Raw genomic sequence first — 16771 nt, forward strand, 5'->3', positions numbered from 1 at the left:
CCCCGTGCTTGACACGGGGTTGGGCTGTTCTTCTCGCGCGGCGTTGAAAAGAAAAGCCAAGGCCCGGATCAAGTCCGGGCCGACGATTCCATAAGATGTGATTCTGGCTTAGCCGGAGCCCACGAGGCACTTTGCCATTACGGTGAGGCACAAGTTTCCCTCTCGCGGGCCCACTCCCCTGAAGGGGAGACGGCTTAAAGGTTAGCTTACGCCGAACCTGCCCCTCCACCATCTTCGATGGTCCCCCTCCCCGTTCCGGCGAGGAATTAGAGCGCTGAAACGCTCAGGAATCCGGGAACAGGGCCGTTCCATTCGCCCGGCTCTTCGGGCAGATCGGGCAAGGCATCGCGCACCGGGCGGGGTTCGTCGCGCGGGATGCGGGGGGTGCGTTCCTTGCGGGGCGACGCTTCGGCCTTTGCCGGTGCAGGTTCACGCGCGGGCTTCTCGGCTTTTACCTTCGGTTCGCGCGCCTTGCGCGCCGGGCGTTCGGCGCGCGGTTCCTTGGCGCGGGGTTCGTCGGCGGGGTCGGCTACGTTCAGCTTGAACTCGGGGATCGCGCCGCCGGTCAGCTTTTCGACATTGGCAATCGCCTCGGCGTCCTCGTCGGTCACGAACGTGAAGGCGCGGCCTGTTGCGCCCGCGCGCCCGGTGCGGCCGATGCGGTGAACGTAGTCGTCCGGATGCCACGGCGTGTCATAGTTGAACACGTGGCTCACGCCCTTCACGTCGAGGCCGCGGGCGGCGACGTCCGACGCCACGAGGATCAAGATCACCCCGTCCTTGAACTTCTGCAGTTCGGCATTGCGCGCCGACTGGTCCATGTCGCCATGGATTTCGCCTGCGGAAAAACCGCTCTGCTGCAGGTTCTTGGCCAGTTCGCGCACCGTGGTCTTGCGGTTGGCAAAGATGATCGCGGTGGAGACGTTGTCAGTCTTGAGCAGATGGCGCAGCACTTCGCGCTTGGCGCGGGCAGGCAGGCGCACTTTGTGCTGGACGATGTTGGTGTTGTTCGAAGCGGGCCGCGCCACTTCGATGTATTTGGGGTTCGAGAGGAACTTGTCCGCCAGCTTCTTGATCACCGGCGGCATGGTGGCCGAAAACAGCAGCGTCTGACGCGTGGCGGGCAGCTTGGAGCAGATCGTCTCGATATCGGGAATGAAACCCATGTCGAGCATGCGGTCGGCCTCGTCGATGACCAGAAGCTCGCAGCCGGTGAGCAGTATCTTGCCGCGCTCGAAGAGGTCCATCAGGCGGCCCGGGGTGGCAATCAGCACATCGACGCCGTCCTGAAGCGCTTTCACCTGATCGCCCATCTGCACGCCGCCGATCAGCAGCGCCATCTTCAGGTCATGGTTCTTGCCGTACTTCTCGAAGTTTTCGGCGACTTGCGCGGCCAGTTCACGGGTCGGCTCAAGGATCAAGGAGCGCGGCATCAGCGCCCGCCTGCGGCCATGCGCGAGGATGTCGATCATCGGCAGCACGAAGCCCGCGGTCTTGCCCGTGCCGGTCTGCGCGATGCCGATGAGATCGCGCATCATCAGCACCGATGGGATGGCTTGCGCCTGGATGGCAGTCGGGGTGTCGTAGCCCGCGTCGAGAACCGACTGGAGCAATTCGTCAGACAGGCCGAGATCGGCAAATTTCATGCGGGGTCTTTTTCCGAAAATGAGCGGCGCCAAAAAATATGCCAGAGGCGACAATGGCAAGTGTGCCGCACTCAGCGCGGCGACATCATGAGGTTGTGCCTACGCAGAAACGGGCGTGAAAGTCAAGGAAATCGGCATGTGTAAGGGGCATGCACAAGGTACTGTCATCGCACCCTTGCGGGCCTTATCGCTCCACCGGCACGAACTCGCGCACTTCCTTCAATGCACAAGTGGTGCCCGCGCGCGAATGGATCTGATCCCGTTTGATGCACAGCATCCCGTCGGGCGTTTTCGACATGTAAAAACCAAGGTAGAAATCGCGCGCGCTGCATGCCTTTTCGAGCCTTGCCGCGATCATCCGCCGGTCGCGCATGTGAAACAGAAGGCGGCCGTCGGTGACCGGTTGGATCGCCGCGATCCCCGCTGCCGACATGCAATTGGCAGCCCGCCGTTCGCGCACGCGCACCGACATCGCGGACGACAGCGGCATGCGCGTTTCCGCCAGCGGCAGGGGCATCGGGGCCATGGCTTCGCGGCTGATCGCCAGCGGGGCCACACGAATGATCACCCGCTGTTCGATGCGCACCTGCTGCCATGTGTCTGCATCAAGAACCTCCAGCGCGGAGATCAGCGTGCCCGCTTGGGGGCTGCGGGCGTCCATTGGCATTGCATCAAGCTGGGCTGGCAGCGGAGATGCCGCCCCTTCGCCCGCGCCGCGCAGCCGATCGCCCACCGCGGGGATGGGCAAGGCCAAGGCAAAAGGCGCAAGAAGATGGACAAAACTGAGCATGCTGAACGGCTAGAGACCCTGCCCTGTGTTATTGCGCGGCACCGGGGCCGCTGAACTGTGCGCTGCAAAGAATCACTTGGTTTTTAATCGATTTGCTTGAATGGGCGGTTAACCCAGCGCGGTGCAGATTTGAATTGCCTCGACGGGGCCGGCGCGATAGCCCGGTTGCATGTCTGCATCCCCGCCTGCATTCGCTTCCCCGCCCGCAATCGCCTCCATCGATTCCCGCGCGGACTTTGTCGAGGCAGCCACCGCGCTGCTCGGCCCAAAGGGTTTTACCGCCGATCCGGAGACGATGGCCCCGTGGCTGACCGACTGGCGTGGCCGCTTCACCGGGCGCGCGCTGGCGATGGCCTCACCCGCTTCCACCGCCGAAGTGGGTGCGCTGATAAAGCTATGCGGCGCGCATGGCGTGCCGATCGTACCGCAAGGCGGCAACAGCGGGATGGCAGGAGGCGCGACGCCCGATACCAGCGGCGCGGCCTTGCTACTTAGCCTGCGGCGGATGAACGCGATCCGCCTGATCGACGGCGCGAGCAGGACGGCGGTGTGCGAGGCAGGCGTGATCCTGCAAGTGCTGCACGAAGCGGCAGCGCAGGAAAAGCTGCGCTTTCCGCTTTCGCTGGGCGGCAAGGGATCGGCCACGATCGGCGGGCTGATCTCGACCAACGCCGGGGGCACCCAAGTGCTGCGCCACGGATCGATGCGCGCGCTGGTGCTCGGGCTTGAAGCGGTGATGGCCGATGGCGCGGTGTTCGACCAACTCACCGTGCTCAAGAAAGACAACCGCGGGTTCGATCTCAAGCAGCTGCTGATCGGATCGGAAGGGACGATTGGCGTGGTCACCGCCGCCACACTGAAGCTCGAGCCGGCCATTGCGGCGCGCGAAGTGTTGTGGGCCGGGCTCGAATCGCTGGAAGCGGCGCGCGAACTGCTGCTGCACGTGCAGCGCCACGCCGGCGGCGCGCTAGAGGGTTTCGAGGTTTTGCCTGCGCATTCGCTCGACGCTGTGTGCCGCTTTCTGCCCGGCGCGCGGCCGCCGCTGGCGGGCGAGCACGCTTGGCACGCGCTGATCGAGCTGGTCGCCGATGCGGATGGTGCAGAAGCATTGCCCGCACTTGCCGAAAGGCTTCTCGAAACCGCGTTTGAAGGCGGCCTGATCGGCGATGCGACGCTGGCCGCGACCGAAACGCAGGCCGAAGCGTTCTGGGCACTGCGCGATGCGATCGCGCCGGCCGAGCGCATGCTTGGCCCGGCAGTGCAGCATGATGTCAGCGTGCCGACCGAACACATGCCGGCCTTTGTTGGCCGCGCCGTGCGCGAAGTGGAAGCGGCATGGCCGGGCACGAAGGCGATCGGGTTCGGCCATCTCGGCGACGGCAATATCCATTTCCATGTCATCGCCCCGCCCGGCGTCGATCCGGCGCAGTGGCAAGAAGCCGACGGCAAGATGATCAGCCGCCAGGTTCATGATATTCTGGCGCATTATGCGGGATCGATTTCGGCCGAGCACGGCATTGGCCAGCTCAAGCGCGACGAACTGGCGCGGACCGGCGATCCGGTCGCGCTGGCGATTCTGCGCCGGGTGAAGCAAGCGCTTGATCCGCAAATGCTGCTCAATCCCGGCAAACTGGTTTAACCGCGCCGTATTGGTGCGCTGGCGAAATTATTGGTCCGTTCATGACAGGCATGTTGCAGGTGCCCTTGCGCGGTCCCGACTCACCCCCTAAACGCCCGCTCATCGCGGAAAACGTGCGTCCGGGCGCGAAAGAGCGAATTGTCTAACGGAGAGATTCCCATGGCCAGCGCGCCGCAGTCCAACTTGCCCTTGTTCTACAACGACCTTGTCCCGCTCAATTCGCGCGACCACGCCACTTGGACCGCGCGCGGCGCGACATCCGCCAAATGGCTGGCGAACCAGCATGCTGTGCCGCTGACGGTCGAAGAGTTTCCGCAAGCCGCCCGCCATTATCCAATCATCTTTTCCTCGGGCGAGAACCCGGTACCGCTCGCGCTGATGGGCCTGAACGAAGGCGTCAACGTTTTCGTCGATGCAGAAGGCAATGTTGCACCCGGCCTTTACATTCCGGCTTATGCGCGGCGTTATCCCTTCATGCTGGCCAAATTGTCGCCGGAAACCAACGAGCTGTCGCTCTGCTTTGATCCGTCGTGCGGGCTGATCGGCGAATTCGAGGACGGCGAAAAGCTCTTCGCCGATGCCGAGCCAAGCGAGGCGACCCGCTCGATCCTGTCGTTCTGCGAGCAATTCGAACAGGCGGGACAGCGCACGCAGGCCTTCATCGAAGAGATCCGCAAGCACGAGCTGTTGATGGAGGGTGAAGCCTCGATCCAGCAGCCGGGCATCGAGCAACCGTTCATCTATCGCGGGTTCCAGATGTTCAACCGGGAAAAAGTGCGCGACATGCGCGGCGATGTGTTGCGCAGCTGGTCGCAGAGCGGACTGCTGCCGCTGATCTACGCGCAGATGTTCTCGCTTGATCTCATGAGCACGATTTTTGCCAAGCAGCAGGAACAGGGCACGGCTCCTACGCCGACGATCAACCTGCCGCCGCTCAACTGATCGGCTCAGGCTTTTGCACCAATCATCGGCGCGGCCAGCTAAGGCTGCGCCGATGAAGGGCGAAGGCTCGGCCGGGACTTGCCGAAAGATACCTCGATTTTTCCCTTGCGCGCTTCCGGCGCGCTCCCTACCTGTCATGGTGTTGTGGCGGCGCTTCCCTCATTGCCCGTCGCAACTGGTGCATTTTATGCACCTCCTCCCTGAACCTTGGCCACCTGGAGGTAAACTCCAGGTGGTTTTTTTATGATCGGTCTGGCGGGATTGAACCAGCGGTGGGCGCGATGGATGCGCGCGCGATGGCCTGTCCGCTTGTTTGCCCTGCCCTTGGTTATTCAGCGGCAGCGGGCCAACGTTGATGGATCTGGCCCATCTCGCCCACGAGCGCGGCTATTCGCTGGACCAGCCCGGCGAGCAAGCTTGCCGTGCCGGTGAAGCCCGGGCCCGGCTCGCTCATCTGGGCATCGAGATAAGCGCGCCGGTCAATCTCGATCTGCAGACAATGAACTCCCGCGCCAAGCCGGACGTGGCGATCGAGCACATAGGCCCCTGCATAAGGCCGGTTGTGCGCCGCCAACCGGCGCATCTCGGCAAAATAGGAAAAGACGGCCGCCACCAGCATGCCTTCGCACGAGGCCCCGAACCGATCACCGATCACAAATTCGGCGGCTGGCTCGCCCGCGTTGCGCGCGCTGAGCGAGGGCATAGAATGCAGATCAATGAGCAGCGCGGCCCCCCATCGTGCCCGCACAGCCTCAAGCGATGCCGCTAACGCCGCATGATAGGGCGCATGGACAAGCGCAATGCGAGAATCGAGTTCTGCACGATCAAGGCGGCGCTTCCAGATCTCGCCAGTGCCCGGAAGCCGGCGCGGAATGAGGCCAAGCCCGCTGCGCGCGCGCTGGGCCAGCGGCGGCGCGGCACCGTCGCCCGGCGCGGACTGGATCATCTCCCAGTCGATATCATCGACCGAACGGTTGAGATCAATCATCGCGCGCGGCGCATGGGCGATCAGCAGCCCCGCCCCGGTGCGGTGGGCGACATCCATGGCCATCAGATCGACATAGCGATCTTCCAGCCGCAGCGGCACAGCCGCCGGGTGCCGCATGTTCTCAAGCAACGCTTGCGGATAGGTGCGCCCGGCATGCGGAACCGCGATGACCACCGGGATCGGCGCAGGATCAAACCCATGGAAGCTGAACGCACTCGCGCCTTCGGCGATATTGCCTCCCTTTATCAGCGGCGCACGGAGCGTATGCGGCGAATCGGCCACGAACGGATCAGGATGAGACATCACTTCACGCTGCAACCGATTAAGTTTGAAGTCAAAGAAGCTTACATCCCGGTTGGGACAAGATTCTTAACCCGTTTCGATGTAACACGCTCTTCCAACAGGTTGCCAAGGCGCAGCTTGTTTGCCCGAACTGATAGTTCACAAATGAAAAGGGTGACCATGATCCGCATCCTGCTGGCCGAAGACGAAACGGCTATGCGCACTTATCTCTCGCGCGCATTGGAAAATGCGGGCTATGAGGTTGTCTCCGTAGACCGCGGCACGGCGGCGGTGCCGCTGCTGGAAACCCAGCATTTTGACTTGCTGCTTTCGGACATCGTGATGCCCGAGATGGACGGCATCGAACTCGCGCAGCGCTGCGGCGAGATCAGCCCGGCCACCAAGGTGATGTTCATCACAGGTTTTGCCGCCGTCACGCTCAAGGCGAATCGCGAAGCGCCGCAGGCACGCGTGCTGTCGAAACCGTTTCACTTGCGCGATCTGGTGCTGGAGGTCGAACGCGTGTTTTCCGATGCCCCGTTCGCGGGCAATGGCCAGCCTTTGCGTTGATTGCAGATAAACCGGTTTTGGCGTTCAAGGCCCCTTGTCAGCCCAAGCGGCCCCGGCTAACGGACTGCCTCTCATGATGCGATTGCCAGCGGCGATGGTATGCATGAGACGCGATGGTGCGGGCGTATAGCTCAGTGGTAGAGCACTATGTTGACATCGTAGGGGCCGCAAGTTCAATCCTTGCTACGCCCACCATCAAAAAAGGCCGCTAACTCAAGGAGTTATGCGGCCTTTCTTATTTCATCGGAGAGCCGCCCAACACCCCAAACGGGGCACTAAACGGGGCGCAATCACAACTTTGGTTAAACGCACGACGCCGATGCCTTGTGCAGTTCGAGAAGATCGGAGCCGTCTTTTTCGACTGACTGCGGGGACCAAAGTCGTAGTTTCTCAGTGCTGCAGATGCATTGCGCGAAGCTCGCCATCCCGCCTGCGCGGCCGATAAATCAGATGCCCTGATCTTTAACTTGCAAGTAGAACTTGACTTGGAACGCATGCCCCTCATGTTTAAAGCCTTAAAGCCCCTACGCATGCGAGTTATTAGCTGCTCCCGCCAACAAAGCCGTCATTCAGCGCCTCAGATTAACTCGCCGAAAGCTGCAGCGGGTTCCCGCCGCAACTGACATTGCCTTTGCGCTCGGAGTCGTTGCCCTTCTCGGGAATGCCGTGCCGGCCTCGCTACGCGTCTTTCTGGCGGCATAGGCGATCATCGACGATCTAGGCGCGGTCCTCATCATCGCGATGTTCTATACCGCCGGCCTGTCTCTGCCGGATTTAGCGGGTGCGGGCGGGGCTCTGGCGGTGTTGATCGCGCTCAATCGCTTCGGTGTTCGACGGTTGTCGCCCTATCTCGTGATCGGGCTGGTGCTATGGGTGCTCGTCCTGCGGTCGGGCATCCACGCGACGCTTGCCGGCGTCATGCTGGCCTTCTCTAATGCAACCTCACGCGAAGCTATATCAACTATCTGCTCGCCGAGGCGGCGGACGCCGCACCTGTTGCGCCACCGAGAAATCCGCCATTCGGCACGCCGACCCGCCAATAAACCAAGAATGTGCGCCGCTTGGGCTCCAGACAAAGGCCGGATCGTGATTCCAATCGAAGATCATGCGCCGGCCGTGCGGCAATAAGCGGGCGGGCGCTGGCTCGCGCTCCTCGGCACCAATGCTGTGCTTCGCTTCGCAGACGACGGGAAAGTCGATTGCCCCAACGACAACCCGAACTTCACCGCGGTCGCCGGTAGCCGCTTCGGCGGGCATCCGCCGATCGCCCCGTTCAAGTTCTCGGTGACGCGGTCCGATCATCCGATGACTGCCAACCTGCGCGGCTTCCGGGTCGAGGAGGAGCTCTACCTGGTCCACCGCACCGCCGTGCTCGATCTGCTGCTGCACGCCAGCTTCACCGGGACGTGCCCGAAACTCCGCGACGAATCGTAGGACGATCCGCAGGTTCCTGTGCTGTTCGAGCATCGTATCGGCCAAGGCCCCTATCTTGCCCTTGGCCACTGCCGCGGGCATTATGATCTGCAGTCCGTCGCCAGTTACTGGCCCCATCCGCAAACTTGCACTTGGAACTACCCAGTCTTTTACTAACTCTTGCGCCGCGGCATCCGATAAGGGCTGTCGCAGCTCGGCTAGGACGCCGCGGGCTTCGGGCGGAGCCCGGGGGTCAAGTCGCGGATTTGTTGCTCGAGCTGCGTGAGCAACGGCTCGACCATGGCCGAGTCGATTGCCCCCGTCAGGATCTGGATCGCCATCCCCTCGAGCATAGTCTGCGACAGCGCCATTGCTAGATCGAAGCCCCGCCGGTCGGCATGCCATGCAGGAAACAGCTGCACCGCCTGTTGATTGAAGCGTTCGCGAAACTCGATTTGCAGCGGCTTCAGGATCCGCGCGAGATCGGCGTTCGAGCGCGCCGCCATCACAAGTTCGTGGAATGCGATGAAGGCGGGTTTCTGCACCTGCTTCCAATAGCTCCGCACGAGGGTAGCGGTGTCATGATTGTCGGTTTCGGCCTCGCGAAGAAATGCGCGGAGCCGCTCTTCGTGCAGCTCAACGATGACGGCCTTTATCAAGCCGGCGCCATTTTCGAAATGATGCAGCATGGCACCGCGCGACAGCCTTGCCTCCGCCGCGACCATCGGCGTGGTCGTGTTGGCATAGCCACGCAGCACGATGCAGCTTATTGTCGCCTCGATCATCTTTGCGCGCGTCTGCGCACTCTTGAGCGACTTCAGCGTCGGCGCTATTCTTGGCGGAAGCGCCGAGCGCTGAGCCAAGCCAGCTTTAGCAGATCCTCGAGCCACGGAAATCGCCTCCTGGATGTAACAGCATGATTGTTTTTATGTCGTGCTGTCATGCAGCGACGGAGCGCGTCGATCAGAGAGACTTGGCTTTTATATCTGGCCTTTGCAATCAACCAAAAAAGTCCACCTTGCATGCTTTGCTTGATATGTCCTGTCCCGTCGTGCACAAATCTTGGCCATGGAAAGAAGCAATCGACAAGCCTTGGTCGTCGGCGTGTCAACCCCAGGCGGGCTCGGCGCGGCGACAGCACGGCGGCTCGCTAGCGAAGGTTTTTATAAAGCGCTGGCCGGCCGTCGGCAGGACGCACTCGCGGCGCTCGCGAATGAAATTGGCGCTCGAACGGTCCCGTGCGATATCCTCTACGAAGATTCGATCGTCGCGATGATAGGCGCCGCTTGCACGTTCGATTTGCTCGTCAATGCCGCCAGCACGACGCTCGGCCAGTCGATCCTTAATCTGCGCCGCCAGCAGATTTAGGCGCAACTCGCGATGCACGTCACCGCCAATCTGCTGCTTCTCAAGCATGCCGTGCCCGCGATGCTCGACGGTAGCAGTATTGTAATGTTCTCGACGTTGGTCGCGACGGGTTTTTCGCGGACGCCAATGACCGAAGGGTTTCTTGGCATCCCCAAATACGAAGCACTGAACCGCCGTGAAAGCGCGCTTGGTGCATTGGTATCGCACGAGCCTTCGCAGCGTGGGCCGAAATCTGCCCCGAATGCGGTTACATCCGACCGAATGCAATTCTCGGATTGCGGCTTCGCGCTGCTCTTTCAAGAAGTAAAAGCCGATTACAACTCGAGCGTATTCGTCGCCTCGCTCCATCTCCGACACGATCCTGTCCAACTCAGCGAATACAACGTCGATCGAGCATTCGGCCTGTCGTTTCGCCAGATGCCTGCGCACCTCGGTCAATCGGTCCTGCAACGTCGACTGAACAACGCACTCCTTGTTGCCGAACAAGCGGTGTATTGTGCGAGGTGCCACTTCGCCTTCACGGCACAGTCGTTCTATAGTGAGTGCCGGAATGTTATCTTCACCCAGAATACGGTGGGCGCAATCATCGACTCGCTGGCGCCGCTTCGTCATGATCACGCTTGTCTATCTACGACCTTGGATGGCCGCTCTGGTTGTATTGGTGTCGCTGATTTTCGTTCCCAATCATTTCCGAAGAGTTTTTCTGAAATCCAAACAATACAGTCGTTTAGGTCATCAAAAAGAAGGCGTGAGGAAGCTCGGCGATGCCGAGGTATATATTCTCATGGCATCAGCCAGAAGGCAAAACCGCGTTCTACAAAAGTAGCTGCGCAGGCAAGGAGTTGTTCGAGGTGATCATGAAACATAACAGAAAAGAGATTACGCAGTTGCGGCCTTACGGTGCGCCCGCGATTTCATTATTCGCATGTTTCGCCCTTCTGATGACAGGCTTTAGCCGCGCGGCGACTGCGGATCGCGTGGACGATCGAGGATACTGGGCTGAAGAAGTGGTGAACGGATTGGATCACCCGTGGGCAATGACGTGGTTGCCGAACGGCGATATATTAATCACCGAACGAACTGGAAAGTTGCGCATCGTAAACAAGGGAAAGTTGCAACCAAAAGCCATTGAGGGGGTGCCGGAGGTATTAAATGGCAGCATCTACGATGGTCTGCTGGACGTTAAGCTTGATCCCGATTTTGCAACAAACAAAACACTTTACCTGACATTTGTCACCGGAACCGACAGCGCGAGGACCGGATCCATCCTGAAGGCACGTTTTGATGGTGAGCGACTTAGCGATAAGCAGATAATCTTCAGCACAGCCCGACCAGCCCCCCCCGGAGGTCCCAGTATCCTCAGAATATTGTTCCTGCCTGACAAGACCATGCTGGTTGGCGTGGGTTCTGGTGGGCAAGGAAGTCGCGGTATGGTCCAACGGACCGACAATCATTCAGGGAAGATCATCCACATAGATCGGGAAGGTCGTGCGGTCGCCAACGGTCCGTTCAGCAACGTCGAAGGCGCTCTTCCAGAATTGTGGGCAACCGGGTTTCGGAACTCTGCCGGGATCACCCGCACCGACGACGGGCGCATCTATGTCATTGATATCGGACCCAAGGGTGGAGATGAATTGAATCTCGTAACACCTGGTGGCAACTATGGCTGGCCGCTAGTGTCGTGGGGCTTTGACTACACGGGTCGTGCCATGTCCACCAAGCAGGAAGATCCCGATTACGTCGATCCAGTGGCATCGTGGTCGCCGTCACGTGCGCCGTCGGATCTTGTCTACTATAACGGCTCGCAGTTCCCTCGCTGGCGCGGAGACTTTTTTACAAGCGAACTGATGGGACACGTTGTGCGCCGTTTGCGCATTAAAGACAACGTGGTGGTGCAGGAAGAAGCATTGCTGGATGACCTCAAGGAGCGGATCCGGTCTGTCGCTGTCGGCCCAGACGGCTATATCTATGCGATAACAGACTCTTCAAAGGGGCGTTTGCTTCGCATCCGGGCAGGCGCACCGTCTGCGGCCGAAGCAAAGCGCGTTGCCATGCCGTTCCAGAACCTGGTTACGGGAGACATGATAAAAGATTTCAATAGCCGTGGGGTCTATCAGGAGCGATTTACTCAAACCTTGTTCAATTTCAAATATGACGAAGCACGCGCTCGAAAACTCTTCGGGCAGAATTGTGCCAGTTGCCATGTTGCTGGCAGCTTCACCACCGGAGAGATTGGACCGAACTTAAATAGGGTGTCCACCCGTCCTTCCGGTCAATTGCCGGGGTACAACTATTCAGCGGCTTTACGAAATCCCAAGACCAGCGTTCAATGGGATCGCGATACGCTAGTGGCCTTCATCTCCAACCCACAAACCTATTACCCGGGAACAAAAATGGTAACATCGCCGATCGATGAACTGGAAACCGTTCTACAGATCACTAGCTATCTTGAAAACACAGCAAGTGAAAATCCATAACCAATCACAATCAGACCCAGGTTGTTTAAAGTTCTCCTTTCGCTATGCTTATGATTAGAGCGTTTTTCGATCATGCTGGGGCATATCCGCATGAGCTGTAGTGGTTGGCGCATTCGTCTGGCTTGAAGATATCGAAAAGCTTGCCGATGAGGCGCCACAGGCCGGAGACGGTTCGCTCGCCTGCCTTGCGGAGGATGGCCTTGAGCCGTGAGAATGCCTTTTCGATGGTGTTGAAGTTAGGCATGTAGGGCGGGAGGAAGCGCAGTGTTGCGCCGACCGCCTCGATCCTCTCGCGCACCGCGGCGCGCTTGTGGCCCGACAGATTGTCCATGATGACAACGTCGCCGGGCCGAAGCTCCGGAATAAGTACGTGCGTCACATAGGCCCCTTCTCACAAGTAGGAGCCTCCGGGAAACCTGGGGCGCTTCACTTTACAGTCTTTGCTTTATCATCCACTGATTGCTGCATCGCAGCATCCGGTAACAGGGAGCTCTAAGGCTCGCGAGTCTGCGTCTCACATCTGACAAAACGCTACCGAAGCAATTCCTTTGCCTAACGTCCGCTGCGCTGCGGAAAAAACATCATGCAACATTGTTTTTATTAGTTTCCAAAAAGGAACATGTGTACTCATTTAGCAATGCGGGGGAATATAGCACCGCGGTGATTCGAACTGCCACGTTTCATGAGGGCGGTCGTTTTTGAGAGGAGTTGACATGATCCGTACGCCACAACTGAGTTGCGTCCTGAAAACGCTCGCCGCCGGACTATTGACGGGCACGAGCGCCACAGCCATCGCGCAGACTGCGCCAGCAGCAGCCGAACAGGCTGCACCTGCGCAACAGGGCGGAGGGCTCGAGGAGATCGTGGTCACTGCCCGGCGCGTTTCTGAATCGCTTCAGAAAACCCCGGTGGCAGTTTCGGCATTCACCGCATCTGCCATCCAAAGCAAGTTTGCCACCGACATCCGCGCGCTGGCCGGCGATATACCCAACGTGGTGATCACCAACGTTCCCGGCTTCAACGCAGCATCGATCGGCATTCGCGGCCAATCGACTGGCGATATCATCCTGACGTTCGAACCTGCGGTGGGCGTGGTGGTCGATGATTTCGTGCTGGCGCACGTGCAGACCCAGTTATTCGATCTGTTCGACATCGAGCGCATCGAAGTACTGCGTGGCCCGCAAGGCACTCTGTTTGGCAAGAACACCGTGGGCGGTGTGGTCAATGTGATCTCCAAACGGCCGGAGGCGGGCTATAGCGCCGAGCTGCGGCTGGGCTATTCCAGTTTCAACACAAAGGATGTGAAAGCGGCGATCAACATTCCGATCGCTGATAACCTGTTCTTCCGCGCGGCCGGATCGTTTCAGCAAAGTGACGGTTTTTACCGGCTGACCAAGAATAACGCGGTCGACGGAGCGCAGGGTGTGGTGGGAAGAGGCCAGCGCATCGGCGGTTCGAAATTCTTCAGTGGTCGCGCAAAACTCCTGTGGGAGCCGGATGCCGACACGAATGTGATGCTGACCTATGAAATGCTGCGCGATCGCGGGCAATCTCCGCCTTCGGTGAACGAGACACCCAGAGGCTTTCTCTTCGACGTGCTGGGCTTCCCCGGGATCCAGACGACCGGCGGCAGCCCTTTCGATACGGGCACTACGCTTTGCGCCGGATCTGCCACAGTACCGACGTGTCCCGGTACGCTGAGCGGCCACCGCATCGACGTAGACGGCGTCTATTTGCGCGGCGAACACACTTTTTCAGGGGTCGGCACACTGACGATGGTCGGTGGGTATCGAGCGGTCAAATCATCGCTCCCATCCGATTACACCGGCGAAAACGCCTACTTGTTCGTGGCGACCCGCGATGACCGGCGCAGCCAGTACAGCTTTGAAACGCGCTTCAGTTCCGACTTTTCGGACCGCTTCAAGATAACGGCTGGTGCTATGTATTGGGGCCAGACACTGGATGCAAACGCCACAGCTATCCTGGGCTTTTTGCGCTTTCTTGGCGATCCGACAGCCTTGAACAATCCGAACCAGTCGACTGCGAATTACAAGGTCGATTCCTACGCCGCGTTCGGTGAAGCCGAATATCAACTCTCCGATCCATTTTCGATCTTTGTCGGTGCGCGTTACACCAAGGAAGATAAGAGCTTTGCTGTGCGGCCAGCGGTGCGCCGCAATACCATCCTGAGCGGGTTCTGGCCTCAATACGCCGACAAAGCCAGTTTCAGCAAACCCACGGTCCGTGTAGGATACCGCTACGAAATTGCCCCCGGTATCAATAACTACTTCACCTATAGCCAAGGTTATAAGTCCGGCGGCTACAACGAGCAGGCAATGTCGGCGACCTCGGCCTTGCCGTTTGGCGACGAAACCGCCGACAGCTTTGAATTCGGTCTGAAGACAGAGACAGCCGACCGCAGACTGCGGGCCAATCTGGCCGGGTTTTATGTGCGCTACAATGATCTGCAGCGCGACGCGGTGGTGCCGTTTACCGATCCTCTTACCGGGCTGCCCGGCCAGGAGACCCGCACTACCAATGCAGGCAAGGCCGAAGTGTATGGTCTGGAACTCGAACTCTCGGCCGCACCGATTGATGGCCTGACCATGGGTGCAGCGTTGGGCTGGCAGAAGGCAAGGTATCTCGAATTCAGCACGGACGTAAATGGTGACGGGGTCAATGACAATGCTTCCTTCCTGAAACTGCGTAACACGCCAAACTGGACTGCAAGCGCCAACGCGCATTACCAGTTCCCGCCAGCCCCGTGGGGTACGGTCACTTTGAACGCCGATATCAATTATCAGTCGCAATTCGAATCTACGACGCTGAACGCAGACTTTTCGCAAGGACAGGCTCGGACTTTGGTAGGGACCAGCATCGGCTGGACGGATCCGACCGAAAAGTTTCGTCTTTCGATCTTTGGCCGCAATCTGTTGGATAAGGTTTACCGGGTTTCGGCCAATTCGGTCGCAGGATTGTTCAACTTTACCAACTATGCGCCGCCGCGTTCATTCGGCATCGAAGGTTCGGTCAAGTTCTGATTTTGCGATGGCCGGGAACCCCGCTTGCCTGACCATCTCTCTCCCCCGGGCGATGCAGTTTGCCCTGCCCGGGGGTGGTTTCAGGCTAGCGCAAGCGGTGAGGCCGGCCCACATTTGCAGGCACCAGATCGAAGGCGAAGCTGATCCGCTCATCCTCACCGCCAAAGGGCATCGTGGCGTGCCACAAGTACGAGGGAAACAGGATCATCCGTCCCGCGCAGGGCTGGTGAAAAACACACGTGCCGCCGCCGCCAAGCTCGGCGGGCAGCACGCCGATGGCGAAGGCACCTTGCACATCGCCGGCCGCAGCGGGGCTGGCGGCAGGGTAATAAACGCCGGATATCCAGTTGGGTGCATGAATGTGCGGCCCCACCTCCCCGCCCGGCCTCAAGATCGTGCCCCACATCGTGAGTGTCCAATCATCCGGCATGGCGCGCAACCACGGATGGTCGGCGGGTTTGGCAGACCGCAGCGCGGCATGGGCAGCACTCAGTTTGCTGCGCGCCAATTCGGCCAGCGCGTGCAGCGCGGGTTTGTGCGAACTGGCCAGATCGCCGCTTTGCCGGCCTTGCCGCGTGACCAATCCTTCGGGTTCGAAAACAAGCGATGGATGCGCGCGCAATTCCTGCACCAGCGCGGCGTTGAAAGCGGACATGCTTACAAACCCCGCGACGTTATCGATATCATACACAGACACGAATTGGTCCAGCGCCATCAACGCATCACGTTCGGCCTGGCGGCCCAGCTTGTCCAGCGCAGCAAGCGCAAGGGCAAGCGGAGTGGTGACACTGGGCTGGCTCGCAATCAGACTGTCGCAAACAATCAGGGCATCCTGATGATGCCCTGCGCGGATCAGCACCCGCGCGAGATTGACCCCCAGCGCATGATGCGGCGAGGCTGGATCGAACGCGGAGTGCAATACAGCCGCAGCGCTTTCATGATCGCCCGCCGCCTCGTGCAGCAAGCCCAGCTGATTGGCGGCGCGGGTGTGGCCCGGATGGGCGCGCAGCACTTGTCCGATCAGAGCAGCAGCCCCATCGCAGTCGCCGCTTGCAGACAGCGCATCGGCAAGGTTCAAAACGGTCTCGGCATGGCCGGGCCGAACTCTGAGCGCGCGGCGATAGGCGGCGCTGGCCTCTTCACGCAGCCCCAACCGCGCCAGCGCAACGCCCATATTGCCATGCGCATCAGCATGATCGGGCGACGCTGCTATCGCTTGCGCCAGCACCGCCAGCGCCTCTTCACAGCGATCCGCTTCGATCAGACACGAACCCATGTTGGCAAGCGTGCCCGCATGACCGGGCCGCAATGCCAGACTTTCGGAGAATACGGCCAGCGCGCCAGCATGATCCCCTGCTTTTTTCAAGGCAACGGCAAGGTTCTGGCAGCGCCCGGCATCGCCCGGATCGGCGGCGCGGGCCGCCCGGAATGCGGCGATGGCATCACCGGACAGCCCAGTGCGCTGCGCAACGATGCCAGCCAGAGTCAGCAGATCCGCATTGCCTGGCGCTTGCGCCAACAGCCGCTGCACCAGCGGCCGGGCAGAAGCGGGGTCGGCACCGTTCGCCAGACGCGCAGCTTCTTCCAGCAATTCCTTCATCATGCAGAAAGATCC

13 protein-coding genes, 1 tRNA gene and 2 pseudogenes are annotated in these 16771 nt (G+C 60.1%); 10 read left to right on the forward strand and 6 right to left on the reverse strand.

Translation table 11 applies throughout. The features are described 5' to 3' along the window. Positions 1 to 266: 266 nt before the first annotated feature. Positions 267 to 1646: a DEAD/DEAH box helicase gene (locus Q0O40_RS07545; protein ID WP_295528193.1), complete on the reverse strand. Its 1380-nt coding sequence runs from the start codon at positions 1644 to 1646 to the stop codon at positions 267 to 269. Positions 1647 to 1830: 184 nt separating this feature from the next. Continuing rightward, positions 1831 to 2400, reverse strand: coding sequence for a hypothetical protein (locus Q0O40_RS07550; RefSeq protein WP_295528196.1), 570 nt, complete (start codon positions 2398 to 2400; stop codon positions 1831 to 1833). A 205-nt stretch (positions 2401 to 2605) separates the two neighbouring features. Between Q0O40_RS07550 and Q0O40_RS07555 the strand changes: the two genes are divergently transcribed. Together Q0O40_RS07555 and Q0O40_RS07560 are read left to right on the forward strand one after the other, a co-directional pair. Beyond that, a complete protein-coding gene (locus Q0O40_RS07555) occupies positions 2606 to 4075 on the forward strand; it encodes an FAD-binding oxidoreductase (protein WP_295528198.1) in 1470 nt (489 codons plus the stop codon). 159 nt (positions 4076 to 4234) lie between these two features. Then, positions 4235 to 5017 carry a SapC family protein gene (locus Q0O40_RS07560; protein ID WP_295528200.1) on the forward strand — a complete coding sequence of 261 codons (783 nt, stop codon included), beginning with the start codon at positions 4235 to 4237 and terminating at the stop codon, positions 5015 to 5017. A gap of 328 nt (positions 5018 to 5345) precedes the next feature. Here the strand turns inward: Q0O40_RS07560 and Q0O40_RS07565 are convergent, their stop codons facing one another. Then, positions 5346 to 6308, reverse strand: a complete 963-nt coding sequence (locus tag Q0O40_RS07565; protein WP_295528203.1) for an N-formylglutamate amidohydrolase — start codon at positions 6306 to 6308, stop codon at positions 5346 to 5348. 159 nt (positions 6309 to 6467) lie between these two features. Between Q0O40_RS07565 and cpdR the strand changes: the two genes are divergently transcribed. The 4 genes and pseudogenes from cpdR (at position 6468) to Q0O40_RS07585 (ending at position 8291) form a co-directional block, all read left to right on the forward strand. Beyond that, positions 6468 to 6857 carry a cell cycle two-component system response regulator CpdR gene (gene cpdR / locus Q0O40_RS07570; RefSeq protein WP_295528250.1) on the forward strand — a complete coding sequence of 130 codons (390 nt, stop codon included), beginning with the start codon at positions 6468 to 6470 and terminating at the stop codon, positions 6855 to 6857. Between the two features lie 120 nt (positions 6858 to 6977). Then, a tRNA-Val gene (locus Q0O40_RS07575) sits at positions 6978 to 7052 on the forward strand. Between the two features lie 411 nt (positions 7053 to 7463). Further along, positions 7464 to 7985 (forward strand): annotated as a pseudogene (locus Q0O40_RS07580) (Na+/H+ antiporter NhaA); the annotation flags it as partial. A 39-nt stretch (positions 7986 to 8024) separates the two neighbouring features. Then, positions 8025 to 8291: a hypothetical protein gene (locus Q0O40_RS07585; protein ID WP_295528207.1), complete on the forward strand. Its 267-nt coding sequence runs from the start codon at positions 8025 to 8027 to the stop codon at positions 8289 to 8291. Positions 8292 to 8488: 197 nt separating this feature from the next. Here the strand turns inward: Q0O40_RS07585 and Q0O40_RS07590 are convergent, their stop codons facing one another. Beyond that, complete coding sequence (locus tag Q0O40_RS07590) at positions 8489 to 9133, reverse strand: TetR/AcrR family transcriptional regulator (protein ID WP_295528209.1); 645 nt, start codon at positions 9131 to 9133, stop codon at positions 8489 to 8491. 205 nt (positions 9134 to 9338) lie between these two features. Between Q0O40_RS07590 and Q0O40_RS07595 the strand changes: the two genes are divergently transcribed. The 3 genes from Q0O40_RS07595 to Q0O40_RS07605 are packed head-to-tail and all read left to right on the forward strand — an operon-like array spanning position 9339 to position 12115. Next, positions 9339 to 9638: an SDR family NAD(P)-dependent oxidoreductase gene (locus Q0O40_RS07595; RefSeq protein WP_295528252.1), complete on the forward strand. Its 300-nt coding sequence runs from the start codon at positions 9339 to 9341 to the stop codon at positions 9636 to 9638. 12 nt (positions 9639 to 9650) lie between these two features. Next, positions 9651 to 10493, forward strand: coding sequence for a hypothetical protein (locus Q0O40_RS07600; RefSeq protein ID WP_295528211.1), 843 nt, complete (start codon positions 9651 to 9653; stop codon positions 10491 to 10493). Between the two features lie 2 nt (positions 10494 to 10495). Next, entirely contained in the window at positions 10496 to 12115 is a 1620-nt protein-coding gene (locus Q0O40_RS07605; RefSeq protein WP_295528253.1) for a PQQ-dependent sugar dehydrogenase, read from the forward strand. 70 nt (positions 12116 to 12185) lie between these two features. Here Q0O40_RS07605 and Q0O40_RS07610 read toward each other — a convergent pair. Next, positions 12186 to 12497 (reverse strand): annotated as a pseudogene (locus Q0O40_RS07610) (transposase); the annotation flags it as partial. 331 nt (positions 12498 to 12828) lie between these two features. Between Q0O40_RS07610 and Q0O40_RS07615 the strand changes: the two are divergent. Further along, positions 12829 to 15156 (forward strand): TonB-dependent receptor, encoded by a 2328-nt coding sequence (locus Q0O40_RS07615; RefSeq protein ID WP_295528213.1) that lies wholly within the window; start codon positions 12829 to 12831, stop codon positions 15154 to 15156. An 85-nt stretch (positions 15157 to 15241) separates the two neighbouring features. Here Q0O40_RS07615 and Q0O40_RS07620 read toward each other — a convergent pair whose 3' ends face one another. Further along, the gene (locus tag Q0O40_RS07620; RefSeq protein ID WP_295528216.1) at positions 15242 to 16759 is read right to left on the reverse strand and encodes a tetratricopeptide repeat protein; all 1518 of its coding nucleotides are present in this window, start codon (positions 16757 to 16759) and stop codon (positions 15242 to 15244) included. Between the last annotated feature and the right edge of the window lie 12 nt (positions 16760 to 16771).

Source organism: Novosphingobium sp. Chol11 (assembly GCF_945870625.1).
Classification (GTDB): Bacteria; Pseudomonadota; Alphaproteobacteria; order Sphingomonadales; family Sphingomonadaceae; genus Novosphingobium.

What these genes read in the sequence shown, in the direction of transcription:
- Q0O40_RS07615 (WP_295528213.1), top strand. Translation starts at nt 12,829, where the DNA reads ATGATCCGTACGCCACAACTGAGTTGCGTCCTGAAAACGCTCGCCGCC.
- cpdR (WP_295528250.1), top strand. Translation starts at nt 6,468, where the DNA reads ATGATCCGCATCCTGCTGGCCGAAGACGAAACGGCTATGCGCACTTAT.
- Q0O40_RS07595 (WP_295528252.1), top strand. Translation starts at nt 9,339, where the DNA reads ATGGAAAGAAGCAATCGACAAGCCTTGGTCGTCGGCGTGTCAACCCCA.
- Q0O40_RS07620 (WP_295528216.1), bottom strand. Translation starts at nt 16,759, where the DNA reads ATGATGAAGGAATTGCTGGAAGAAGCTGCGCGTCTGGCGAACGGTGCC.
- Q0O40_RS07600 (WP_295528211.1), top strand. Translation starts at nt 9,651, where the DNA reads ATGCACGTCACCGCCAATCTGCTGCTTCTCAAGCATGCCGTGCCCGCG.
- Q0O40_RS07560 (WP_295528200.1), top strand. Translation starts at nt 4,235, where the DNA reads ATGGCCAGCGCGCCGCAGTCCAACTTGCCCTTGTTCTACAACGACCTT.
- Q0O40_RS07555 (WP_295528198.1), top strand. Translation starts at nt 2,606, where the DNA reads ATGTCTGCATCCCCGCCTGCATTCGCTTCCCCGCCCGCAATCGCCTCC.
- Q0O40_RS07565 (WP_295528203.1), bottom strand. Translation starts at nt 6,308, where the DNA reads ATGTCTCATCCTGATCCGTTCGTGGCCGATTCGCCGCATACGCTCCGT.
- Q0O40_RS07545 (WP_295528193.1), bottom strand. Translation starts at nt 1,646, where the DNA reads ATGAAATTTGCCGATCTCGGCCTGTCTGACGAATTGCTCCAGTCGGTT.
- Q0O40_RS07605 (WP_295528253.1), top strand. Translation starts at nt 10,496, where the DNA reads ATGAAACATAACAGAAAAGAGATTACGCAGTTGCGGCCTTACGGTGCG.